At 41.4% G+C, this 23,012-nt stretch carries 23 protein-coding genes; 20 read left to right on the top strand and 3 right to left on the bottom strand.

Features of this window, described 5'->3' with window-relative positions:
* Positions 1-12 precede the first annotated feature (12 nt).
* From NIS_RS09525 to NIS_RS09460, 14 genes are all read left to right on the top strand, one after another.
* Entirely contained in the window at positions 13-240 is a 228-nt protein-coding gene (locus NIS_RS09525; RefSeq protein ID WP_041354081.1) for a hypothetical protein, read from the top strand.
* Positions 237-1,367 carry a cytochrome D1 domain-containing protein gene (locus NIS_RS09520; RefSeq protein ID WP_012083159.1) on the top strand — a complete coding sequence of 377 codons (1,131 nt, stop codon included), beginning with the start codon at positions 237-239 and terminating at the stop codon, positions 1,365-1,367. The genes NIS_RS09525 and NIS_RS09520 overlap by 4 nt, the downstream gene beginning before the upstream one ends.
* Before the next feature lie 17 nt (positions 1,368-1,384).
* Positions 1,385-2,116 (top strand): uroporphyrinogen-III C-methyltransferase, encoded by a 732-nt coding sequence (gene cobA / locus NIS_RS09515; RefSeq protein ID WP_012083158.1) that lies wholly within the window; start codon positions 1,385-1,387, stop codon positions 2,114-2,116.
* 381 nt (positions 2,117-2,497) lie between these two features.
* The gene (gene nosZ / locus NIS_RS09510) at positions 2,498-5,089 is read left to right on the top strand and encodes a Sec-dependent nitrous-oxide reductase (protein ID WP_050724169.1); all 2,592 of its coding nucleotides are present in this window, start codon (positions 2,498-2,500) and stop codon (positions 5,087-5,089) included.
* A gap of 189 nt (positions 5,090-5,278) precedes the next feature.
* Entirely contained in the window at positions 5,279-6,067 is a 789-nt protein-coding gene (locus tag NIS_RS09505; protein WP_012083156.1) for a hypothetical protein, read from the top strand.
* Complete coding sequence (locus NIS_RS09500; protein ID WP_041354080.1) at positions 6,064-7,281, top strand: nitrous oxide reductase family maturation protein NosD; 1,218 nt, start codon at positions 6,064-6,066, stop codon at positions 7,279-7,281. Before NIS_RS09505 ends, NIS_RS09500 begins: the two co-directional genes overlap by 4 nt.
* On the top strand, positions 7,278-8,060 hold the full coding sequence (locus NIS_RS09495) for a 4Fe-4S dicluster domain-containing protein (RefSeq protein ID WP_012083154.1): 783 nt from the start codon (positions 7,278-7,280) through the stop codon (positions 8,058-8,060). The genes NIS_RS09500 and NIS_RS09495 overlap by 4 nt, the downstream gene beginning before the upstream one ends.
* A gap of 2 nt (positions 8,061-8,062) precedes the next feature.
* Positions 8,063-8,641 (top strand): c-type cytochrome, encoded by a 579-nt coding sequence (locus NIS_RS09490; RefSeq protein WP_012083153.1) that lies wholly within the window; start codon positions 8,063-8,065, stop codon positions 8,639-8,641.
* Positions 8,638-9,135, top strand: coding sequence for a c-type cytochrome (locus NIS_RS09485; RefSeq protein WP_012083152.1), 498 nt, complete (start codon positions 8,638-8,640; stop codon positions 9,133-9,135). Before NIS_RS09490 ends, NIS_RS09485 begins: the two co-directional genes overlap by 4 nt.
* Positions 9,136-9,145: 10 nt before the next feature.
* Positions 9,146-10,057, top strand: coding sequence for a NapH/MauN family ferredoxin-type protein (locus tag NIS_RS09480; RefSeq protein WP_012083151.1), 912 nt, complete (start codon positions 9,146-9,148; stop codon positions 10,055-10,057).
* Positions 10,054-10,692, top strand: a complete 639-nt coding sequence (locus tag NIS_RS09475; protein WP_012083150.1) for an ABC transporter ATP-binding protein — start codon at positions 10,054-10,056, stop codon at positions 10,690-10,692. Before NIS_RS09480 ends, NIS_RS09475 begins: the two co-directional genes overlap by 4 nt.
* The gene (locus tag NIS_RS09470) at positions 10,679-11,149 is read left to right on the top strand and encodes a hypothetical protein (RefSeq protein ID WP_012083149.1); all 471 of its coding nucleotides are present in this window, start codon (positions 10,679-10,681) and stop codon (positions 11,147-11,149) included. Before NIS_RS09475 ends, NIS_RS09470 begins: the two co-directional genes overlap by 14 nt.
* Positions 11,146-11,973, top strand: coding sequence for an ABC transporter permease (locus tag NIS_RS09465; protein ID WP_012083148.1), 828 nt, complete (start codon positions 11,146-11,148; stop codon positions 11,971-11,973). Before NIS_RS09470 ends, NIS_RS09465 begins: the two co-directional genes overlap by 4 nt.
* Before the next feature lie 11 nt (positions 11,974-11,984).
* On the top strand, positions 11,985-12,440 hold the full coding sequence (locus tag NIS_RS09460; RefSeq protein WP_012083147.1) for a nitrous oxide reductase accessory protein NosL: 456 nt from the start codon (positions 11,985-11,987) through the stop codon (positions 12,438-12,440).
* Between the two features lie 2 nt (positions 12,441-12,442).
* On the opposite strand, the gene NIS_RS09455 is transcribed toward NIS_RS09460, so the two are convergent.
* Positions 12,443-12,817, bottom strand: a complete 375-nt coding sequence (locus NIS_RS09455; protein WP_012083146.1) for a hypothetical protein — start codon at positions 12,815-12,817, stop codon at positions 12,443-12,445.
* Positions 12,817-13,392, bottom strand: a complete 576-nt coding sequence (locus NIS_RS09450) for a precorrin-2 dehydrogenase/sirohydrochlorin ferrochelatase family protein (RefSeq protein ID WP_012083145.1) — start codon at positions 13,390-13,392, stop codon at positions 12,817-12,819. Before NIS_RS09450 ends, NIS_RS09455 begins: the two co-directional genes overlap by 1 nt.
* 107 nt (positions 13,393-13,499) lie before the next feature.
* On the opposite strand from NIS_RS09450, the gene NIS_RS09445 reads away from it, so the two are divergent.
* Together NIS_RS09445 and NIS_RS09440 are read left to right on the top strand one after the other, a co-directional pair.
* Complete coding sequence (locus NIS_RS09445) at positions 13,500-14,492, top strand: siroheme decarboxylase subunit alpha (RefSeq protein WP_012083144.1); 993 nt, start codon at positions 13,500-13,502, stop codon at positions 14,490-14,492.
* Positions 14,482-14,838, top strand: a complete 357-nt coding sequence (locus tag NIS_RS09440) for a hypothetical protein (protein WP_012083143.1) — start codon at positions 14,482-14,484, stop codon at positions 14,836-14,838. The genes NIS_RS09445 and NIS_RS09440 overlap by 11 nt, the downstream gene beginning before the upstream one ends.
* Before the next feature lie 319 nt (positions 14,839-15,157).
* Here the strand turns inward: NIS_RS09440 and pyk are convergent, their stop codons facing one another.
* Entirely contained in the window at positions 15,158-16,534 is a 1,377-nt protein-coding gene (pyk, locus tag NIS_RS09430) for a pyruvate kinase (RefSeq protein WP_012083141.1), read from the bottom strand.
* A gap of 53 nt (positions 16,535-16,587) precedes the next feature.
* Here pyk and NIS_RS09425 point away from each other — a divergent pair, with 53 nt between their 5' ends.
* The 4 genes from NIS_RS09425 (at position 16,588) to NIS_RS09410 (ending at position 22,995) form a co-directional block, all read left to right on the top strand.
* The gene (locus NIS_RS09425) at positions 16,588-19,965 is read left to right on the top strand and encodes an oxoprolinase family protein (RefSeq protein ID WP_012083140.1); all 3,378 of its coding nucleotides are present in this window, start codon (positions 16,588-16,590) and stop codon (positions 19,963-19,965) included.
* A gap of 74 nt (positions 19,966-20,039) precedes the next feature.
* Entirely contained in the window at positions 20,040-22,163 is a 2,124-nt protein-coding gene (locus NIS_RS09420; protein ID WP_012083139.1) for a ribonucleoside triphosphate reductase, read from the top strand.
* Positions 22,160-22,330, top strand: coding sequence for an anaerobic ribonucleoside-triphosphate reductase (gene nrdD / locus NIS_RS10255; protein WP_012083138.1), 171 nt, complete (start codon positions 22,160-22,162; stop codon positions 22,328-22,330). Before NIS_RS09420 ends, nrdD begins: the two co-directional genes overlap by 4 nt.
* Positions 22,312-22,995 (top strand): anaerobic ribonucleoside-triphosphate reductase activating protein, encoded by a 684-nt coding sequence (locus tag NIS_RS09410; RefSeq protein ID WP_012083137.1) that lies wholly within the window; start codon positions 22,312-22,314, stop codon positions 22,993-22,995. The genes nrdD and NIS_RS09410 overlap by 19 nt, the downstream gene beginning before the upstream one ends.
* Positions 22,996-23,012 lie beyond the last annotated feature (17 nt).

Genomic DNA, 23,012 nt, shown 5'->3' with positions numbered 1-23,012 from the left:
AAGGAATAAGGAATGAGTATTTTTAAGGCAGTGACTAAATGCGCTCAACAAGAGTGTAAATTTTATAACGCTACAAAAAAGCTAAAAAGTGCAAACAGCTACGCTGCCCTATGGGTAAAATCCACTTTTTTTAACGCTTTTTCTTCACTAAAATTTACAACTGTTTCGCTTTATTTAGTCAATATCTTTTCTACTCCAATTCCTAATTCCTATTTCCCAATTCTAAAGGATGAAGTATGAAAATAATTGTAGCTTTTTTATGTATAGTGTTAACGGTTTTTGCTCATGAGAAAGTTTTTGTAGTAGAGCGTGAAAACAGTGCATTGGCTGTTATCGAAAATCATAAGCTAAAAAATGAGATAAAAAATATGCACAATTTCAATCATGCTGTCGTGAAGTTCATCGAAAATGATGGCTATGTGATCACACGGGATGGGTATTTGATCAAGTTTGATCCAATTCATGAAAAAAAGATCGCCGAAGTTCAAGCGAGCAAAAGTGCTATCGGTTTTACCTTGGCAAAAGATTTCATCGCCGTAGCCAACTATGCAAACAAAACGGTAGAGATTTTTGACAGGGATTTGCATCATCTGCAGACCATCAATACGGGGTCGAGAAATGTTGGCATTAAAACCTATAAAGATTATCTTGTTTTTGCGGCAATGGATAGTGATAGTATCTGGGTGATGAAAAAGGTCGTACGAACTTATTTTGATCAGTATGGTACTCCTCGCCAAAAACTATTTTTTCAAAAGGTAAAAATCGTTCAGAATGCAGGAGAAGTTCCATTTGATGCAATGATCAATAAAAATCTTTACGTGGTCGGTTTTTTTAACTCACCCTTCGTTGGTGTTTTGAATCTTGATACCTTTGAATATAAGCAGGTTCCCTTGAAACTGGAAAAAAGAACGATGGTCCTCAAAGTGCCTCACTTTGGATTCTGGTCGATTATGAAAGATAAGTTTTTCATACCGGCAGTAGGAGACAATAAGGTCTTTGTCTTTGATAAAGATTTTCATTTTATAAAAGCGATAGAGGTAGAGGGAAATCCTGTTTTTACCTCACTGAGCCCTGATAGACGTTTTTTAGCCGTGACATTTAGCGGGAAAAAATTCCCGATTGTACAGATCGTTGATACGACGGATTTACAAGTCATCAAACGGTTCGATTTTGGAGGTATGGTGCTGCATGTTCGCTGGAGCAAGGAGGAGCCGCTCCTGTATGTTTCCAATAACGGTCTTAGCAAAGTAATCGGTATGGATACGAAAAAGTGGAAAAAATCTTTTGAAGTGGCCGTACCAAAACCGTCAGGAATTTTTATTTTTGATATGAGACAAGGAAATAGGCTAAAAGAGGCGCTACAATAAAGAAAAAAAGGCAGAAAATGGGGAAGGTCTACTTGACTGGAGCAGGTCCCGGTGATGTGGAACTGTTAACGCTAAAAGCCGCAAGAGTTATCAAAGAAGCAGACATTATCATCTATGACAGATTGGCTAACCCCGAGATTTTGAAAATGGCAAAGAACGGGTGCGAATTTATCTATGTGGGAAAAGAGGATGGCAAGCATATTTTGCCCCAGGATCAGATCAATGAGGTGATCTACCAAAGTGCTTTACGGGCTGATGTAGTGGTTCGACTCAAAGGTGGCGATCCTTTCGTTTTTGGACGAGGGGGCGAAGAAGGCGCCTATCTTCGTGAGCGAGGAATCGAATTTGAAGTTATTCCAGGAATTACATCCTCTATCAGTGTTCCAGCCTACGCCGGCATTCCCGTAACACATAGAGGCGTGAGTGTAAGCTTTCGGGTTGTGACTGGCCATGAGGCGCCAAATAAAGAAGCGAGCCAGATTCCATGGGAAAATTTTAGAACGGACGATACCATCGTCTTTTTAATGGGGCTGCATAATCTTCAAAATATTGCACAAAAACTGATTGAAATAGGAAAACCGAAGGATTTTCCGGTAGCAGTGATCTCCAAAGGAACCACTCCAGAGCAGCAAACTGTAATTGGCACGTTGGGAAATATCTACGAAAAAGCGAAAGATCTTCCAACCCCCGCACTCATTGTAGTGGGAAAAGTAGTGGAACTTCGTGATGCATTGAACTGGTTTGAGTAAGATTTAAATTACGACATAGAGCTTCTGTTTTCATATAGTTTAATAAAAAATCCACTAAAGTGCTACAAAACGGCGTAATGAAAGCCAAAGGAAAATTTTTATTCATTTAATTATTTGTTTTAAGGTATTGTCTAATAGTAAAAATCCCAATTCTTCCTCTCTTTTTTAAATATATCGATATTATCGAGTTTTAAAATCAGTGAAAAAGTCACAAAAATGCCACAAAACCTTAAACAAGATTTCAATACATCATAACAAACCCTTCACATTTTTATAAAATTTTTAAAAATTTAAGCTTCTTTTCAAGCAATAGCATCTATAATTTATAAATGTTAACCCAGTGTTAATCGCTTATTAAAGGAGGAAAGAATGTATCGAGTCATGAAAAGGCTGATAAGCCTTGTGGCGGCGGCGGGACTGGTTTCTACTGTTTCACTTGCGCAAGGTGAGCTAGAAAAGATTATGAAAGAGCGGGGGTTGACGCAAGATGATATCCTCGCGGCGGCAAAAACCTATACACCATCAGGTGGAAGAGATAAATATATCGTATTCAGCTCCGGCGGACAATCTGGGCAGATTATGGTGTATGGTGTACCTTCCATGCGGATTTTAAAGTTTATCGGTGTTTTTACTCCTGAGCCTTGGCAAGGTTGGGGATATGATGATGACACGAAGAAGGTCTTGAAAGAGGGTTGGCGTAACGGTAAAAAGATTACCTGGGGAGATACGCACCACCCGGCACTCTCTGAAACAAACGGTGTATACGATGGAAAGTGGCTTGTTATTAACGATAAAGCGAATCCAAGACTCGCAGTCATCGACTTAAAAGATTTCGTGACAAAGCAGATTGTTGTCAATCCGGTTTTTAAGTCCGATCATGGTGGAGCATTTTTTACGCCAAACAGTGAATATATTTTAGAAGCGTGTCAATATGCAGCTCCTTTTGACAACAACTATCATCCTATGGAAGAGTATGTAGATGTGTACCGTGGTGGTGTAACGGTTTGGAAGTTCGATCATGAAAATGGACGTATTATTCCAGATCAGTCGTTCACTATCGAGATGCCGCCTTATATGCAGGATTTGAGCGATGCGGGTAAAGAGTTGAGCTATGGATGGGGCTTTACCAACTCTTTTAACTCTGAAATGTATACTGGTGGAATCGAAAAAGGGCTTCCTCCATTTGAAGCTGGTTGTAGCCGAAACGATACGGACTACTTGCACGTATATAACTGGAGAAAACTAGCAGAACTTGCCAAAGATCCAAAAAATGTGAAAATCATCAATGGGCACAAAGTTATTCCGATCGAAGTAGCGGTGAAAAACGATTGTCTCTTCTTGATTCCTGAGCCAAAATCCCCACACGGTGTGGATGTAAGCCCGGATGGTCGCTACATCGTTGTGTGCGGTAAGCTCGATACCCATGCAACGGTATATGATTTCAAAAAGATCATGGAAGCGGTGAAAAATCACGATTTTGCAGGAAAAGACCCATATGGTATTCCGATTATCGACATGAAAAAAGCAATGCATTGTCAAGCTGAACTTGGTCTAGGACCACTGCATAACCAGTATGGTCCAAAATGGAAAACCGAAGGAGAAATCTATACCTCACTCTATGTTGACAGCCAGGTTGTCAAGTGGGATTATCTCAACTGTGAAATCAAAGATAGAGTCAATGTAAATTACAATATCGGTCACCTTTGTGGAATGGAAGGTAAAACGGAAGATCCACAAGGCGAATATATTATTGCTTTGAATAAACTTGCAATCGATAGATTCAATCCAATCGGACCACTTCATCCACAAAACCACCAGTTGATCGATGTAAGCGGTAAAAAAATGAAACTGCTTTATGACATGCCGGTACCTTTGGGTGAACCGCACCAAGCAGTAGCGATTCGGGCAAGCAAACTTCACCCAGAAGTTCGATACCCAATGGGGACGAATCCATTTACAGGAAAAATTCATAGAGGAAAAACGCTTGCTGGACAAGAAAAAATTGTTCGCAAAGGAAACCATGTCTATGTTTACGGCACTCTTGTTCGAAGCCACATCAATCCTGAGCACGTAACTGTCAACAAAGGCGACATCGTTACATTCTATCTCACAAACCTAGAGAGAGCAGAAGACGAAACACACGGATTCACAGTAGATTGGTACAATGTCCATGCATCACTTGAGCCTGGTAAAACGGTAGCGGTGACATTTAAAGCAGATCAAGAAGGGGTCTTCCCTTACTACTGTACAGAGTTCTGTTCTGCACTTCACCTAGAGATGATGGGATACTTGCTTGTAAAAGATCCGAATAAAGTCTACAAATCTGTACGAAAAATCAAACTCAAAAAAATGAGCAAAGAAGAGCTCATGAAAGAGTACAAAAAAACAGTCGCTCTCAACGAAGCAACCAAAAAAGTTATCCAAAGCGTTGTGAAATTCTTGAAAGAGAATCACTATGAAAAATATCCTGTTGTGAAACAGCTTGTAGAAGATGCACTCGATCAGTTCAACAAAGTGCCAGCTGAAGAGAAAAAAGCCGAAGAGGCACTCAAAAAAGGCGATATAGAAACGGCGATCAACTTCCAATACCAAGCATGGCAATATCTTGTAAAAGCTGCCGACGTTGGAATCCGTGCGAAAGATTTGTTAGTGAAAAAACTTGCAACTCCAATGAGCGAAGCTGCAAAACGAGGAGAGATAGCCTTTGCTGAAGGAGGTTGTAACGGATGTCACGTTATCGGTAAAGTAAGTTCCGGACCAGACCTTGTAGGGGTACTCCAACGTCACGAAAATGGTGAAAAATGGGTTGCAGAATTTATCAAAAACCCATCTAAGTTCTACAATGATCCGTATGTGAAAACATTGATTGACTACTTCAACCTCCGAATGCCGAATCAGCATATGAGCGATCAGCAAATCAAAGATATCATCGAATATCTCAAGTGGATCGATCAAAACGCTCATCTCTTCTAATCATAATGGGGCCCCTTTGGGTTCCATCTATATTTTAAGATTATTTTTATTGTTGCAAGAGCCTCACGGCCCAATTTATATAATTAAATGCAATAATAAAAATAATCTAGAGTAATTTTTGATGTAGATCATCTGTTTTTATAACAATTAGTGTTATGATATGAATAATTTCTGTTGAAGGATGAAACAATGAAAAAGTATCAGATCTATGCCTTGATCGCATTGGCCGTATTGCTCTACTGGTTTGTTATACCGGCTGTACTGACACACGATGTCAACTATCTAGCCAAGCAGGGAAAAGCAGATAAAATTCCGGCAATCGCTTACAAAGTGTGGGATTACTATATGAAAGGGCGGTATGTGAGTCCAAATACGCCGCCTGAAGCGTTGGATAAAGATAAGAATCCGATTTTGAAAAAAATGATAGAGTACAATGCGGAGATAGGTGTAGCAAGCGCCCCGATTTGGTACGTTTCACTAGAAGCACCGAACTACCCGAAAGATGCCTTTCCTGAAGGCATCCCTGTTTATTATCACTTCGATGGGTTTAGCGGTGACGTGCATGAGATGAACACGATTAACCATTTCATCGGTATGGATCCGATGGAAAGAGGTGCGCCGTATCTTCGTATGATCGCACCCTATGTTCTTGTTCTTTTGGCCTTTGCATATGTTCTTTTCATTCTGTATGATTGGAAGTGGTTGAATTATATTATGTGGATTGCTGTAGCGCTTCCACTAATCTTTTTGGGATTTTATGCATATTGGCTCTACTGGTTTGGTCATCATATGCATGATTGGGGTGCATTTAAGATTAAACCATTTATGCCCACGGTATTTGGAGATGGGAAGGTGGCGCAGTTTACAACCCATTCCTATCCTACCATCGGGTTTTGGTTGTTGCTGGCTATCAGTTTCTTTACCCTCTTAGCCATCATATCCAAAAACAGATACCTAAAAGAGAGAAAAGTTTCATGAAAAAGATGGCCCTAGTGTCTCTCCTTGGCTTGATGTTGCATGCTGGGATCTTGCAAGATGCTATTCATAAAGCAAAGCCAGGATCCAGGCTCGACTTGCCAAAAGGAGTGCTTAAAGGGCCGATAGTCATTGATAAACCGTTGATGCTTGTTGGACATGGAACGGTTATCGATGGGGGAGGACATGGAACTGTTATTGCGATTAGAAGTTCCAATGTTATCTTAAAAGATCTTACTATCCGAAATAGCGGTAGTGAGCATGAAAAGATAGACGCTGGAATCTCTGTGAAAGATGCTTCTTTTGTACAAATAGATCACTGTAAAATTATCGACTGTCTGTTCGGTATTGATTTACAAAATGTAAAAAATTCCAAAATCATAGGCAACTATATCACTTCAAAGCCGTTTCCTCTGGGAATACGGGGAGACGGTATTCGCCTTTGGTACAGCAACGATAACATTTTACAGGACAATCATCTGTATAAATCGAGAGATTTTGTGGTGTGGTATAGCCATGGCAATAAAATCGTCCATAATAGAGGCGAATATGGCAGATATAGCCTTCATTTTATGTATGCCGGCAGAAACTTTGTAGAAAACAATGTCTTTAAACACAATAGTGTCGGGATATTTTTTATGTATTCGAAAGACACTATTGCAAAAAATAATATTATCATGAGTTCACTTGGAACGACCGGAATTGGAATAGGCTTAAAAGATGCATCCAATTTTACCTTGCAAAACAATACCATCTTATATTGTGCAAAGGGTTTGTATATCGATCGGAGTCCTTTTGAGCCGGGACAGACCAACAAAATTGTCGGTAACGAAATACTGTATAACTCCATAGGAATTCATTTTCACTCCCTCAGTACAGACAATCTCATTACGAAGAATGTATTCAAGGGAAATATGGAAAATGTCTATGACGATTCGGGTCAAGGACGGATCCATGCAGTCATGAATAAATGGTATGAAAACTACTGGGACGATTATCAAGGTTTTGATCAAGATGGTGATGGGATAGGCGATGTACCGTATACACTTTATTATTATGCGGATAAGCTTTGGCTTCTCAATCCCAATATCAGATTTTTTTACGGATCACCGGTGATTAGCATTTTGAATTTTTTGTACAAACTGGCACCTTTTTCAGAGCCTATTAAACTACTCACAGATCCTAAACCGCTGATGCATGAAGAGGGGGTATCATGAATGATAAGAAAAGAAGAGAATTTGTGAAGCAGATGGTTGGCCTTGGTGTTCTTGGCCTGGCTGCTGCTGGAACTGTATGGGGAGGAAAAGAGCTTTTAGAGCGTGAAGAGTCTCCTCTTCGTCCTCCAGGTGCGATGCCCGAGCATCAGTTTTTGGCCCTCTGTATAAAGTGCGGACAGTGTCTGCAAGTATGTCCCTACGATTCGATCATGCTCGAGGATGTAAATGGTAAAGCCGGACTTGGAACAGCTTATATCGATCCAGACAAAAGAGGGTGCTATCTATGTAAGGCACTACCATGTATATTGGCTTGTCCAAGTGGCGCGCTTGATCACTCCAAAGCAGACGATGTACGAAAAATACACATGGGAGTGGCTGTCATAGCAAACGAGAGTGCGTGTCTGGCGTTACACAATAAGCCAGTTCCCGAAAGCGAAAAAGATCTTATCTATGAACACACGAAAGTTTTGACTCCGGCTGAAAGACGAGAGAAAAAGATCTATGATCTGCCATCTCCAAGCGAAAAAAGAGTTTTACAGACAGAACTTTTGAAAAAAGTGGAGAAATATGTTGGGAAACAATGTACTATCTGTGCAGATCTATGTCCTTACCCTGAACCTTCTCTAGCGATTGGTATGGTACGAAAAGGGAGCGGATTCATTCCAGAAATTCGGGATAAATGTGTAGGATGTGGCGCGTGCGTAGAGCTGTGTCCTACCGATGTATTAAAAATAGTCCCACGAAAAACCTATGAAGAGGTTTACGGGAAAAAGGCATAACGATGAGAGTATTACATGTAATAGTAGCTATTGTGTTTATTGTAGGTATGAGCGGTTGTAGTGAGAAAAAAGAGCAAAAAGAGACTGAAGCGAATGCACCGGCTAAGATTACTGTAACAGAAGGTGCGGTGCAACAACGAAAAGAGACGGGTTCTCAAAGTAGTGACAGCGGGAAGTTCTACTACTCCTATAATAAAGCAAAAAAGAAAAAGCAAGAGGTCGAAGATGAAGGTGCATATACAGAGCTTGGTGCTTATCGGCATATTGTAAACAATTACCAAAAAGTCCAGATTTCACTCTGGGCAAATAAACTGAGTAAAGATTTTCTGATTTACTGTTCTGCATGTCATGATGATTATGCCAATGGAATCATTGGACCATCTTTGCTTGATAAAGATGGATCCTATATCTATGAGCAGTTACAAAAATTTAAAACAGGTAAACGCAAAAATGTATTGATGCAGCAGCTTGTGCATAGATTAAGCGATGAAAAACTTCGAGCTTTGTCTGAAGAGATTGCAGCATTCAACAAAAAGGTAAAGAAACTACTTGAGCAACATGGACAAAAGGATAGAAAATGATACGACACATTATTGCAGCAATAGCAGGTGCACTCACTGTGGCAGCCATTTTGTATATGGCCAATCTTGACAGGGAAGTCCATAGACTTCAGATGATTCATGAAATTATTGCTAAAAGCGAGCAGGAAGTGCCTATGAACAAGAAGGTGCAGGCAACCTCGAGGCAGCAAGTCCAAAAAAAAGAGGAGAATCAGGAAGAGGCCAAACTGAAAGTATTGAAAGAGAAAGCGGGACGCTTGAGTGCTTTTGATGTGAGTCCACTCTATCGTAGAAACTGTGCTTCTTGTCATGGTATCAATGGAGAGGGCGCAGTAGGCCCGAAACTTATCGGAAAAAGTAAAGAGTATATCCTTCAAGCCCTCCACGATTTTAAAACAGGCAAACGGAAAAATTATGTAATGTATGGACTCTTGCAAAAACTGGACGATGCAAAGCTGGAAGAGTTATCAACAGAAATCGCCTCTTTCGCACAAAAAATGAATCAATCCAAATAAGGGGAGAGTCGTGGATAGATACAACTGGAGTGTACGAGAAATTATAGGTGCCCCCTTATGGTCGACACTCTACTACAAAACAAGGGATGGAAAGATTCGTCCCACCTGGCGCTTTTGGCGCTGGCTGAGTATTATCATAATCAATTTGGCCTTTTTTCTCTCGTATCATATCGATATACAGTTTCTAGAAGGTACGCTGACAGGCTCAAGACTTTTGGGCTTTCATTTGATCGATCCTTTTGCGGCTTTGGAAATTTTGGCAGCCGAGCATCATGTCCATACCAATATCATCATTGGTGTATCGACGATTGTTGCTTTTTATTTTTTTGTCGGGGGAAAGGCATTTTGCGGATGGGTCTGTCCCTACGGACTTTTAAGTGAAATTGGGGAGTATTTTCATCAAAAATTGGTCAGCAAGCATATCATTAAAGAGCATAAATTCAATCCAAGAGTACGATATATCTTTTGGGCTATTTTTCTTGCTGCAGCGGCAATTGATGGCTATATGGTGTTCGAAGTGATCAATCCTGTCGGAATTTTGAGTCGTTTCATTGTGTATGGATGGAGCCTCGCAGTAGTTTGGGTCCTCGTTGTTTTGCTCATAGAGATCTTCTATTCACGAAGAGCGTGGTGTAAATATGTCTGTCCGATAGGAACCACTTACAGCTTTTTGGGATGGGCGAGTCCTATGAAAGTGCAATGGGACATGGAAAAGTGTGATCACTGTGCAGCCTGCTTTATCGCATGTCCCGAAGAGCATGTTCTTGAACGGTTCAAAGCAAAATATGACCCAGAGCGTCAGGAAAAGGGAATCACAAAAGAGTTCGTTAAAGATGGTGATTGTATAATGTGTGCAAGATGTTTTGACGTATGCCACGAGGATGCGTATAACTTCGAATTTCGATTGAAGAATCTAGTATGATAGAAGTATGCCAAGCTACAAAACGTTTTTTAGATGTCAATGTATTAGATGGGATCGATTTGACTATCAAAGATGGTGACAAGATCGCTTTGATGGGGCCTAATGGAGCCGGGAAGACAACGCTTGTACGCTCCATTTTGGGATTTTATCATCTTGATAGCGGTTCCATTCGCGTCAATGGAGCCGATCCTATCAAGGAGCGGCAAGAGGTTTTACGCCATATCAGCTTCATTCCACAAACCCCTCCTCCCATCAAGCTTAGTTTAACAGAACTGATGGAGTATGTCTCAAAAAGTTCCGGGGTTAACAAAGAGTATATAGAGCAAGAGGCTAAAAAGATGGATCTTGCTTTAGAGAAAAATCTCTCCAAACCTTTTTTTAAATTGAGTGGCGGTATGAAACAAAAAATGCTTATTTCCATTGCCTTGGCGAAACGAAGCGATATTTTGATATTTGATGAACCTACGGCAAATCTAGATCCAAAGGCGAGAGAGCGATTTTATGGATTACTTGAGGGTTTGGATCCAAAAGTGACTACGATCTACATTACGCATCGATTGGAAGAGGTGGAATCATTGATCAATAGAAAGATCTATATGGATCTTGGAAAGGTGGTGGAAGATGAAAGGATTTAAAGTTTGGAGTTTTTTATTGGCACAACTCTTGATGGTTGGACTCTTTTTTGTGACAGGCTGTTCGAAAAAGGACTATACCAAAGAACCGCCACCGATTCATTGGGATAGAGATCTATGTGATCGCTGTAAGATGGCAATCAGTGAGCGAAAGTTCGCTGTGCAAGCTGTGGATGATCACCAAAAAGTATATAGGTTTGATGATATAGGATGTTATGTTCTTTGGAAGCGTTCGCATCCAGATATCCATATCGTCAAAGTTTGGATTACCGATGCCAAAACCGGGAAATGGATCGATGCGAAAAAAGCCCGCTACGTTAAAGGCTATACCACACCGATGGATTTTGGATATGGAGCACTTTTGCCGAGTGAGGCAGGGGATAAAGGACTTAGCTATGAAGAGATGGAAAAAACGATCAAAAAAAGAAAAATGCACAAAATGCATATGGAGCAACATTGAAAAATCTATTCCTCATTTCTAAACTGGATATCAAAGAGTCAACAAGAAGCCGGTGGTTTCTTGTCTACCTGTTGGTCTTTGGCGGTTTGATGGCCCTCTTTTTCATCACAGGCATTACCGATAGCGTCGTGATGGGTTTCACTGGACTTAGTAGGCTACTGCTTGTCTATATGCAAGTGACTATCGTGATATTGCCTATTTTTATTTTGATCACTACAGTAAAATCCATTTCTGGCGATAGAGAGAGTGCGATACTGGAGTATATGCTCTCTTTCCCTGTATCGTTGAAAGAGTATTACTGGGGGAAAATGCTTGGTAGATTTTTTATCGTTTTTGTTCCAGTTTTTTTGGCGCTCATTTTAGGTGTGGTATGGGGAGTCTTTAAGGGTGGTGAATTGCCATGGAAAATGCTTCTGGTTTACAGTGCATTTCTTTTTAGCATGTGTGCTGCCTTTTTGGGAATAGCCTTTTTCATCTCTACCATTGTAAAATCGCATGATGTAGCTCTTGGAGCAAGTTTTGTTGTATGGATTATGCTTTTAGCCTTTTTGGATATTGCATTGATCGGACTCATGCTTGCCAACAGATGGAGTGATGAGGTGATCATATCCATAGCTCTCCTTAATCCTTTGGAAGTGTTCCGTGTAGGAGCGATGAGTCTTTTTGATCCAGAACTTACTGTCATGGGACCGGTGGCGTACTTTTTACTCGATAATTTTGGCCATACGCCATTTATTTTGTATGCTTTTTTTTATCCGCTGTTTGTGGGCTTTTTCTTTGCGGCACTTGGGTATTACTTTTTCAAAAAACGAGATCTTTTATAAGAGGAGGGGTTATGAAACGTATCGTGGTGCTTATTCTGTTTGTCGTTGCACTTTTTGCTGAGGTTGTCAAAGACCCCGTCTATCATATCGATGTGAACAAATATCCCAGGTTTCAAGCAAAAATAGAACTTGCAAATGAAAAATCGGTCCTGTTTTGCTGTCCTAAGTCGATGTTTTATTTTTATCTGCGACCTTTTGAGTTTCCTGAATACAATATCACAAAAGAGACCGATTTTAAAAAGTTGATGGTAAAAGACTACATTAGCGGAGATTGGATCAAAGCCGAGGGTGCCACCTATGTTTTTGGCAGTCGTCTCCAAGGGCCAAAAGGTGACGACCTGATTCCTGTGAGAAATAAAGATGCACTCAATATCTTTCGATTAAAATATGGTGGTACAAAAATTTTGACATTTCCAGAGATCGTCCATAAGGGCATTGGGCTTATCAAATATCTTGATATGCCATAGTTTTAGAGTCCAAAAAACTTTCGTACCCATGCAACCTCTTTTTGGGTATGAAGGGTGATTTGTCCGATCTCTTTTCCTGTATCGTCCAAAACGATGAGATTGGACCCTTTGAGCCGTAAATGCGTTTTTCCCCACTTTTTCAGCATCGCGTCATACGCTAGGTAGACTTGAGCATTGGCGATATCAAGATCTTTACCTGTTCGTTTATCTACGATATCGATGCCGCCAAGTTCTTTTTCGATTTTATAGGGAAAATATTGCAAAAGTTCGGTGTAGACTCTTTTGTTTTTTGGCTCGGGTAAATTGGAATAAAATGCGATGAAGCTAACAAACAAGAACGCGAAGAAAAAGGCCCATAAGATTTTTCTACTAAACATCAATTATCCTTTGTAAAATAGTTTTGAATATACTCTTTGGCTTTACTATCAAGGAGTTGCATGCGTTCCTTGCCTTTAGGCAGTTTTTGGCGTAAGGCTTTTATCTCTTCGATAAATCGAGCGATATCTTTAGGCAAAAGCTTTTGGATGGCTCGCCTGAGATATTTGGACAGTGCAGGAGAAGCTCCACTGGTAGAAAAAGCGATGATGAGATCACCCTCTTTGATATAGGAGGGAAAGATAAAATCGCAATACTCTATGCTATCCACTGCATTGCAAAGAGCCCCTTCTTGATGACACTCGTTGAAAACCTCTTTTTGTACCTCAAGATCATCCACTGCGACGATAACGATAAAAAAACCTTTGACATCCCCTTTTTGGTACTCTCTTTGGATGATCTGCAGACCATTTTCTTGAGCCATCTGCAACACTCGAGCATCAATATGAGGGGCGATGATGGTGATGTTTTGTGTGAAATCCAGAAGATGCGAAATTTTATCGCCTGCAATCTTCCCACCACCGATAACCAAGATACGTCTGCTTTGCAGTTTGAGTAAAGCGGGGAAAAAGCTCATATTTCTCCTTTATGTAATGATAGCCAAACTTGAAAGGAAGGATTTTGACAGCTATCAAGGAAACCAAAGTATAAAACAAATACAATAAAAGAAAAAAGAGGCTTCGGATGGAAAAAGAGCTGCTAACTCTCATACAAAAAGAGTTTCCCGTTACGAAAAGACCATTCGCACACTTGGCCAATGAGCTGGGTGTGACAGAGGAAGAGGTCTTAGATACATATAGAAAGCTCAAAGAAGAGAGAATCATACGCCAAACTTCAGCGATATTTGATACAAAATCTTTAGGGTATCGATCCAGTCTTGTGGCATTTCAAGTAGATGATATTGAAAAAGCAGCAGCATTTGTCAATACCCATCCAGGCGTTTCGCACAACTATGAAAGAGACCACGATTTTAATCTTTGGTTTACCATAGCCGTAGAGCCCGATAGCCGTTTGGGGCTTGAAAAGACGGTTGCGCTTATGGCACAGCGAACCAATGCCAAAGAGTACATTATCCTACCTACAAAAAAGATGTTCAAGATACAGGTGCAGCTCGATGTTGCTGGCAAAAAATCCAAAAAGGAAAAAGTGACAAAAAAGAAAAAAATAGATTTCGAGCTTGAACCAGTCCATTATAAGCTCATAAAAGAGCTGCAAGAAGATATCGAACCGGTTGCCGAGCCTTTTGAAAAGATTGTACAAAAACTCGGGTTGAGTTATGAAGAGCTGCAGCAGGAGGTACAACGATTGCAAGATGGTGGCTATATGCGCCGTTTTGCCTCGATTTTGTATCATAGAAAAGCTGGATTTAACGCCAATGCCATGGTGGTTTGGAGTGTGGATGAAGAAAAAGCCCAGGAGATTGGCCAAAAGGTTGCCGAATTTAGTGCGGTGAGTCACTGCTATCTTCGGCCTACCTATCCCAACTGGCCCTATCCGCTTTTTAGTATGATTCATGGTAAAAGTAAAGAAGAGGTGGAGGCTGTCGTAAAAGAGATAGAAGCGGAGATAGCGCCCAAAGAGTATCGATATCTCTACTCGACAAGAGAATTTAAAAAACAGCGTATTCGTTATTTTAGCGATGCGTTTAAAGAATGGGAGCAGCAGTATGGTGGTTGATTTTTTTAAAGAGGAGTTTGTCTATATTCTTATTTCACTTTTTATCTTTGGTATTGCGCTATTTATAGTAACTAGACCTTTTGTTGAACTCAATGCGAAGAAGATATTGAGTGGTTTGGGAATTTTTTTGGTCGTTGCATTGATCGCTCATTACAATTGGCGTATGCATCACATAAAAACTGTACAGGAAGCCTTTGAAGCAGGGAAAAACATCTTATGTCTTGATAAGACAAACAAAATAGGGTATGTTTTGATCAATAAAGGTGAATGGAAGATAAAAAACGGCGAGTTTGTTCATCCTGATTTTCCAAGAGGATACAATATCAGAGAATGCGTAGTGGAGTGAATTATGGAGAAAAATGAAGTGATTATTACAGGTTTAAAGGTGCCATTTTGGGACCTTGTCTGGTTCATGGTGAAGTTGGCACTGGCCTCCATACCGGCTATGCTTATATTATATGTAATTTTTTGGTTCTTTTCGTTTATTTTTGGAGCTATTTTTACCGGATTTATGATACCAATGCATATGCGTATGTACTAATTGATGAAATAAACCATAAATTTTTGCCATTTCACAGGAGCTAAAAATTACAAACACTAAAGTCTCCTTACGGGGCTAGTCTATTTTTCTAGCGCTCTTGTATCATTAAAATTTGTTAGTTTAGTTATATCTCAACCACTCGAATCATATTTGTGGTCCCCTCTTTCCCTACGATACTCCCCATCGTGATGATAACTTTATCGCCCAAAAAGAGAAACTCTTCTCTCAAGGCTGTATCGAGAAACTTTTGAATGAGATGCTCTGGATTTTTGATTTTTGGCATCTCCAAAACGGTTTGTACTCCCCATACCAGCGAAAGTTTATGGGAAGTCTTTTTATCGTGTGTAACAGCGATGATAGGAGCATTGGGGCGATATTTTGCAATGCTTTTGACCGTTGTACCGCTGCTTGTAAAGGAGACGATCGCTTTTGGGTTTATTGAGCGGCATAGATCAGCAACGCTACCGGCGATGGCATCGACATCTTTTCCTTCATAGCGTTTGTAAAATGGATAGATGCTCATGGTCTCATCGATGACTTTTCGTAGGGTCTGTACCGCCTCAACCGGATATTTGCCTACAGTCGTCTCGTCACTGAGCATCACCGCATCGCTTCCATCTATCACTGCATTGGCCACATCACTCACTTCCGCTCGTGTTGGAAAAGGGGAGTTGACCATAGAAAGTAACATCTGTGTTGCAGTAATGACAGGTTTTCCTAATCGGTTGGCCTCTTTGATGATACGTTTTTGAATTACGGGAACCTTTTCGATGCCCACCTCTATGCCAAGATCGCCTCTAGCCACCATGACCCCATCGCTTGCTTGCAAAATCGATTCAAGGTTTTCCACCGCTTTTTTCGTTTCTATCTTGGCAACAATCCATGGATTTGCTTCCTCTTGGGCTAGAATGGAACGCGCTTTTTTGATATCTTGAGCACTGTTGACAAAACTGATTGCAACGATATCCACACCCTCTTTGGCTCCAAATCGTAAATCTTTCTCATCTTTTGGTGTAATGGCGCTAAGACGCAGATTGGAGTGGGGAAAGTTGACACCTTTTCTGCTTGAAAGGACTCCTGGATTTTTGACAAGGAGTGTAACGCTGTCGCTATCTTTTTCGATCACTTTTGTCCGGATGGTTCCATCGGCGAAGAAGACATACTCGCCAACTTCTAGATCATCGATAATTTGCGGATAACTGAGTGTCAGGTCATATTTTGATTTTGGATGTGTTTTGACAAGGCGAATTTTGTCGCCTTTGCTGAGTTCCAAAATGCCATCAACCTCGCCGATTCGAATTTTAGGACCGCTGATATCTTGTAAAATGGCCGTTTTTGTACCAAGTTTCTTAGCCGTTTCTCGAATTTTTTTGATAGATGCTTTATGGGTTTTGTGATCGGCGTGACTGAAGTTGAGCCGAAAAACATTGACTCCGGCAAGAATGAGTTTGTCTATTTTTTCAATTGAACTTGGTCCAATTGTCGCAACGATTTTTGTCATTTTCACTCCTTCTTGCACTATAATATCCAAAGATTTTAACAAGAAGGTTACAAATGATCAAAATAGCAATCGATAGAGGGGGAACATTTACCGATATCTATGCCATTGTCGATGATGAGAGAATTGTAACAAAAAAGATTCTGAGTGAAAGCCCTTTGTATGAAGACTCCAACAGTTACGGAATCAAGCTAATTTTAGATGAGCTGGGAAGAAGTTGGGAAGATATCGAGTGGATACGACTTGGAACGACGGTAGCGACAAATGCGTTGCTTGAACGAAAAGGAGTGGATCTAACCTTTTTGGTCACGAAAGGATTTAAAGACATTTTAGAGATACGTTATCAAAATAGAAGCGATCTTTTTGCACTGGATATCAAAAAGCCGAAGCCGTTATATAAAGAGGTACTGGAAGTTGATGAGAGACTTATTTTACAAAATGGCGAACCAGTGGTTGCAATACCTTTACAGCATATACCGACTCCAACATATAAGCATGTAGCGGTGATGCTGCTGCATAGCTACTTACATCCTATCCATGAAACAAAGATAAAAGAGCAATTGAATGGCTATGAGGTAACGCTCTCCGGTGAAGTGATACCTTTGCAAAAAGCGATCGATAGAGCCGATACAACGGTGGTTGATGCCTATTTGACCCCGGTTGTTCGAGAGTATGTCCAGAAAATCTTAAAGGGTGTGGAAATTGATCAAAAACGAATCCTTTTCATCAAAAGCGATGGAGGCCTTTGCACTCCCGAGGAGTTTCGCGGCGTCAACGCTCTTTTGAGTGGTCCAGCAGGTGGTGTAGTGGCACTCTCTAGTATCTATAATGGGGAGCCTTTGATAGGCTTTGATATGGGTGGGACCAGTACCGATGTGAGCCGTTATGACGGAAAGATTGAACTCAAAATGAGCGATGAGGTGGCAGGATGCAATATTTTTTATCCGATGGTGGATATCCACACGGTAGCTGCCGGTGGAGGAAGCAGGCTTTTTGAAAAGGAGGGGATGTTCGTCGTAGGTCCCGAGAGCAGTGGAAGTGACCCAGGACCCGTGTGTTACGGAAAAAATGGATTTTTGAGTGTGAGTGACGCCAATGCCGTTACCGGAAGACTTAATCCAGAGTTTTTGCCAAAAATTTTTGGCAAAAGTGGCAAAGAACCATTGGATGTGGAGGCTGCGAAAGAAGCTTTTGTACCTTTGGCAAAGAAACTTGGCAAATCGATCGAAAAGGTGGCTTTGGGATTTATCGACGTGGCCAATGAGCATATGGCAAATGCCATCAAAGAGATTACCATCAAAAAAGGATACGATCCAAAAGAGCATACATTGTGCGTCTTTGGCGGAGCGGGAGCGCAGCATGCTGTGGGAGTTGCTAGAAAACTTGGTATACGGAAGGTTTTCATCCACAGACATAGCGGTATATTGTCTGCTGTGGGAATCGCATATGCCGATGTCAAAAAAGAGCTTGTAGCGATGGCCCGTGCGGATATAGATAAACTCTTTGAAGAGTTGGAGCAAGGGTACGAGGATTTTCAAAAGCAGCGATCCGTTTTTGTTCGCTTTAAAGGGACGAACAACTCCATCGAGGTTCCCTATGAAAACTATAAAGAGCATTTTAAAAAGCGCTATCGAGAGATTTTCGGCTTTTTGCCAACTTCAGATATCGAGATAGAGAGCGTCAAAGTGACCCTCATAAAACTCACACAAAAACCAAACCGTCCCACAGTTGCTAAAGGTGCAATGGAGCCAGTGAGGGTTGCAAGAGTCTATTTTGATGAGGGATGGCGAGATGTTCCGGTTTTTAACGAACTCAAAGCAGACAATGAAATCGCCGGTCCGGCCCTCATAGCTTTGGAACACTCCACTATCGTTTTAGATGCAAAAAGCAGCGCATCGATCGATGCGTATGGAGATATTGTGATCGATGTTGAGAGCAAAGAGGAAAGAGTGATTGAAGCAGCAAAAGTGGCTCTTCTTTCCAATCGTCTCGAGTTTATTGCCAAAAAGATGGGTGATATTTTGCAAAAGAGCGCCAAAAGTGTCAATATCAAAGAAAGGGCCGATTTTAGCTGTGCTATTTTTGACGGCCAAGGGGATCTGATCGTCAATGCACCGCATATTCCGGTTCATCTGGGCTCTATGAGCAGTGTAGTCAAATCTATCATAGCCAAAGGCTATAAAGATGCTACCTACATCACCAATGTACCCTATGAAGGGGGTTCGCACCTACCGGATATCACCGTCGTAACGCCTTATATAGAAAATGGCAAAACCCTTTTTTGGGTGGCAAGCAGGGGGCATCATGCCGATATTGGTGGTAAAGTTCCCGGGAGTATGCCTCCATTTTCAAAGTTTTTGCATGAAGAGGGTGCAATCATTGAAAGTTTTCCTGTAGTAGAGGAGGGAGTCTTTAATGAGGAGGTCTTGCGATCTATTTTTGAGAGTGCCGGTGCAAGAGACATTGAAGACAATATCAGCGATATCAAAGCACAGATTGCCGCCAATAATGAGGGGATAAAGAGTTTGCTGCCTTTAAAAAAGGAGCTTCCACGGTTTTTTGAGTCGATTAAAAGCATTAGCCGAAGAAGCGTTGAAGCATTTTTCGATTCGATCGATATAGCCCAGGCCGAGGATTATCTGGACAGTGGTGCAAAGATCGCTTTGAAAGTTTACAAAGCTCAAAGAGTCATTTTTGATTTTAGTGACTCCAGTCCCGAGCTTCTTGGCAATCAAAACGCCCCTTTTGCGGTGTTAAGAAGTGCAGTTTTATATGCAATTCGGGTAATGCTACAAAAAGAGATTCCCCTCAACGATGGACTGCTTCAAGATATTGAAATAATCGCACCAAAAGGGACTCTTTTAAATCCGGATAAGGAGCTCGCTGTCGTTGGTGGCAATGTAACGACCAGTCAGCGTATTGTCGATGTGATTTTCAAAGCGTTCAATGTAGCTGCGGCAAGCCAAGGGTGTATGAACAATGTGATCTTTGGAAATGAGCGCTTTGGATATTATGAAACCATTGCAGGTGGGGCTGGAGCGACTCCAAACGGTGACGGGGCAAGTGGAGTGCATACTCATATGACCAATACGAAAATTACCGATGTTGAAGTGATAGAGAGCAGGTTTCCTATGATGATAGAGGAGTTTAGCCTACGAGCAGATAGTGGTGGAGATGGAAAGTACAGAGGTGGAGAGGGTGTAAAACGGGTATATCGCTTTTTGGAGCCGGTTGAGGTGAGTTTGCTGACGGAGCGCAGAGCTTTTGCTCCATATGGACTTGCAGGCGGCCAAGAGGGGAAAAGAGGAGAAAACTATCTTGTTCGTGAAGGTAGAACCTTGAACCTTGGAGGAAAGATCCACTTTTTTGCAAAAACTGGTGATAGACTCATCATTAAAACACCCGGTGGAGGGGGCTGGGGAGAAAGAGACTAAAAGCCACAAAATAGCCATAGTTTTGCCTCTTTTTTGACATTCTCCTTCGCTACAATGTCAGCAAAGGAGTAGCGATGGAGCTGAACTTTCCAAAAGTTATCATCAAACGAGACGGAAGTGTTGAGTCATTTAAACCGTATAAAATAGAAGATGCCATCAAAGCGGCATTTGACAGCGTTTTGGTTCCGTATGATAAAAAAGTGTATGAAGCGGTACTCATTCGCATTAGCTTTGATACCGTCAAAGCCGTAGAAGAGATTCAAGATATTATCGAGTACGAACTCCATCGAGCCGGCTATTTTGATGTGATGAAATCCTTCATCACCTACCGCTTTTTGCACAAGATGCAACGAGAGCGTATTTTAGGACTCACTCCAGACACCACATTTGTCGATACTACCCATGCTGTAGAAGAGTATATCAACAAAAGTGACTGGCGGATCAATGCCAATGCCAATACAGGTTACTCCAATGCGGGACTTGTGAATAATTTGGCCGGAAAAGTGATCGCGAACTACTGGCTTGATAAAGTCTACAGTCCCGAAGAGGGAGCTGCGCACAGAAATGCCGATATCCATATCCATGATTTAGACTGTTTGACAGGATACTGTGCCGGTTGGAGTCTGAGGGTTTTGCTCAATGAAGGTTTTAACGGAGTACGTGGCAGAGTAGAAAGCAGACCTCCAAATCATTTTCGAACGGCCCTTGGACAGATGGCAAACTTTTTGGGGATTTTACAGAGTGAATGGGCAGGAGCGCAGGCTTTTAGTTCCTTTGATACCTACCTGGCTCCCTATGTTTTTAAAGATGATCTGAGTTACGAAGAGATAAAAGAGGCGATAAGAAGCTTTGTATACAACCTCAATGTTCCGGCACGTTGGGGACAGAGTCCTTTTACAAATATCACTATCGATTGGACCGTTCCAAAAGATCTGGCCGATCAGATTCCAACAAAAAATGACAGGCATCTTTTTGAAGATATTGCGGATGATCCAAAAATGGTTGCCAAAGCGAAAGAGCTGGGAGTAGACAGTCCAACCTCTTTGACATACAAACATTTTCAAAAAGAGATGAATCTTATCAATAGGGCCTTTTATGAAGTGATGACCGAAGGCGATAAGTCGGGACAACCTTTTACCTTTCCGATCCCGACAGTCAATATCACGGAGGATTTTGACTGGTATGGAGAAAATACCGATATTTTGTTTGAAAATACCGCAAAAATTGGCAGCAGTTATTTTCAGAACTTTATCGGCAGCCAATATATCATCGATCCTGTAACAGGAGAGAGAAAAGAGAATCCTGACAGCTACAAACCAAATGCAGTACGCAGTATGTGTTGTAGATTGCAGCTGGATTTAAGAGAGCTTTTGCGAAGGGGGAATGGTCTTTTTGGCAGTGCAGAGATGACTGGAAGTATCGGAGTTGTGACTATTAATATGGCAAGGCTTGGGTATCGGTTCAAAGGAGACAAAGAGGCGCTGTTTCAAAAGCTTGCAAGACTCATGGATATTGCAAAAAGCACGTTGGAGAAAAAACGAGCTTTCATTACGATGCTGTTCGAAAGAGGGCTGTATCCCTATACGAAACGGTATCTCAAAAATTTTGATAACCATTTTTCCACTATTGGTGTAAATGGCATGAATGAGATGATACGAAATTTTACTGATGATAGATACGATATTACCGATGAGCGTGGGATCCAGTTTGCAATAGAGATTTTAGATTTCATGAGAGACCGCTTGAAGCGTTATCAAGAAGAGACGGGCAATCTGTACAACCTTGAAGCCACGCCTGCAGAAGGCACCACCTATCGTTTTGCCAAAGAGGATAAAAAGAGATATCCAGATATTATTCAAGCGGGATTTGGTGAACATATCTACTATACAAACTCCTCTCAGATTCCAGTGGGCTATACAGACGATCCATTCGAAGCGCTGGAGTTGCAAGATGAACTGCAGTGTAAATACACTGGCGGAACGGTACTGCATCTGTATATGAGTGAGAAGGTAAGCAGTGCTGAGGCCGCAAGAAAACTTGTGAAAGCTGTCATTACAAACTATCGTTTGCCTTATATCACCGTGACGCCTCTATTTAGTGTCTGTCCAAAACATGGCTACATTAGTGGAGAGCATGAGTATTGTCCAAAATGCGATGAAGAGCTCATTCAAGAATATCTACAAAAGGAGGTTTCATGAGAGGAGAAGAGATTTTAAAACACCTAGAACACAAAAGAACAAAATGTATGGTCTATACGAGAGTCATGGGGTATCACAGACCGGTAGAGAGTTTCAATATCGGCAAGAAGGGTGAGCATAAAGAGAGGAAACAGTTTAAAGAGAAGCGATGTCTAGAAGTAGTATAAACATCTATGATATAACTCCATTCACTCTCTTGGATTTTCCCGATACACCGGCGGCCATCTTTTGGCTTGCCGGTTGCAATATGTACTGTCCCTATTGCCACAATGCCGAAATCGTTCATGGAAAAAATCGCTACCCTTTCCAAAAGGCTTTGGAGTTTTTACAAAAAAGAAGAGGTCTTTTGGAAGGGGTTGTGATTAGTGGAGGAGAACCGACACTGCATCCAGAGCTGCAAACCATTTGTTCTTCGATCAAAGAGCTCGGATTTTTGATCAAACTCGATACAAATGGGAGCAGGCCTGAAGTTGTACAGAGACTCTTGGATGCCGATCTCCTTGATTTTGTTGCCTTGGATCTCAAAGCTCCCCCGTATAAACAGACTCTTTTTGCCAGTTTCAATCTGTATGACCGGGTGCTTCAGACTCTCCGCTTTCTTCTTCGCTCCTCCACCCCCTTCGAAGTACGCACGACGGTTCATACAGATTTGTTAGAGGAAGGGGATATCCAATATCTCGCAGCACTCCTTGAAAAAGAGGGGTACAAAGGACCCTACTACATTCAAAACTTCCGCAACGCTCCAAAGACTCTTCAACCTATTCCCGAACAGAACCGAACTTTGTCAACGGATATCCCCTTTTCTATCGATGTTCGATACAGAAACTTTTAAACTTTTTTCACTTATCA

This window comes from Nitratiruptor sp. SB155-2 (assembly GCF_000010325.1).
Lineage (GTDB): Bacteria > Campylobacterota > Campylobacteria > Campylobacterales > Nitratiruptoraceae > Nitratiruptor.
The sequence above is the reverse complement of the archived record's forward strand: the minus strand, read 5'-3'. Positions and strand labels throughout refer to the sequence as shown.

Bases quoted from the DNA above. Each gene is read 5' to 3' on its own strand.
- NIS_RS09525 (WP_041354081.1), top strand. From the start codon at position 13: ATGAGTATTTTTAAGGCAGTGACTAAATGCGCTCAACAAGAGTGTAAA.
- NIS_RS09520 (WP_012083159.1), top strand. From the start codon at position 237: ATGAAAATAATTGTAGCTTTTTTATGTATAGTGTTAACGGTTTTTGCT.
- cobA (WP_012083158.1), top strand. From the start codon at position 1,385: ATGGGGAAGGTCTACTTGACTGGAGCAGGTCCCGGTGATGTGGAACTG.
- nosZ (WP_050724169.1), top strand. From the start codon at position 2,498: ATGAAAAGGCTGATAAGCCTTGTGGCGGCGGCGGGACTGGTTTCTACT.
- NIS_RS09505 (WP_012083156.1), top strand. From the start codon at position 5,279: ATGAAAAAGTATCAGATCTATGCCTTGATCGCATTGGCCGTATTGCTC.
- NIS_RS09500 (WP_041354080.1), top strand. From the start codon at position 6,064: ATGAAAAAGATGGCCCTAGTGTCTCTCCTTGGCTTGATGTTGCATGCT.
- NIS_RS09495 (WP_012083154.1), top strand. From the start codon at position 7,278: ATGAATGATAAGAAAAGAAGAGAATTTGTGAAGCAGATGGTTGGCCTT.
- NIS_RS09490 (WP_012083153.1), top strand. From the start codon at position 8,063: ATGAGAGTATTACATGTAATAGTAGCTATTGTGTTTATTGTAGGTATG.
- NIS_RS09485 (WP_012083152.1), top strand. From the start codon at position 8,638: ATGATACGACACATTATTGCAGCAATAGCAGGTGCACTCACTGTGGCA.
- NIS_RS09475 (WP_012083150.1), top strand. From the start codon at position 10,054: ATGATAGAAGTATGCCAAGCTACAAAACGTTTTTTAGATGTCAATGTA.
- NIS_RS09470 (WP_012083149.1), top strand. From the start codon at position 10,679: ATGAAAGGATTTAAAGTTTGGAGTTTTTTATTGGCACAACTCTTGATG.
- NIS_RS09460 (WP_012083147.1), top strand. From the start codon at position 11,985: ATGAAACGTATCGTGGTGCTTATTCTGTTTGTCGTTGCACTTTTTGCT.
- NIS_RS09455 (WP_012083146.1), bottom strand. From the start codon at position 12,817: ATGTTTAGTAGAAAAATCTTATGGGCCTTTTTCTTCGCGTTCTTGTTT.
- NIS_RS09450 (WP_012083145.1), bottom strand. From the start codon at position 13,392: ATGAGCTTTTTCCCCGCTTTACTCAAACTGCAAAGCAGACGTATCTTG.
- NIS_RS09445 (WP_012083144.1), top strand. From the start codon at position 13,500: ATGGAAAAAGAGCTGCTAACTCTCATACAAAAAGAGTTTCCCGTTACG.
- NIS_RS09440 (WP_012083143.1), top strand. From the start codon at position 14,482: ATGGTGGTTGATTTTTTTAAAGAGGAGTTTGTCTATATTCTTATTTCA.
- pyk (WP_012083141.1), bottom strand. From the start codon at position 16,534: ATGACAAAAATCGTTGCGACAATTGGACCAAGTTCAATTGAAAAAATA.
- NIS_RS09425 (WP_012083140.1), top strand. From the start codon at position 16,588: ATGATCAAAATAGCAATCGATAGAGGGGGAACATTTACCGATATCTAT.
- NIS_RS09420 (WP_012083139.1), top strand. From the start codon at position 20,040: ATGGAGCTGAACTTTCCAAAAGTTATCATCAAACGAGACGGAAGTGTT.
- nrdD (WP_012083138.1), top strand. From the start codon at position 22,160: ATGAGAGGAGAAGAGATTTTAAAACACCTAGAACACAAAAGAACAAAA.
- NIS_RS09410 (WP_012083137.1), top strand. From the start codon at position 22,312: ATGTCTAGAAGTAGTATAAACATCTATGATATAACTCCATTCACTCTC.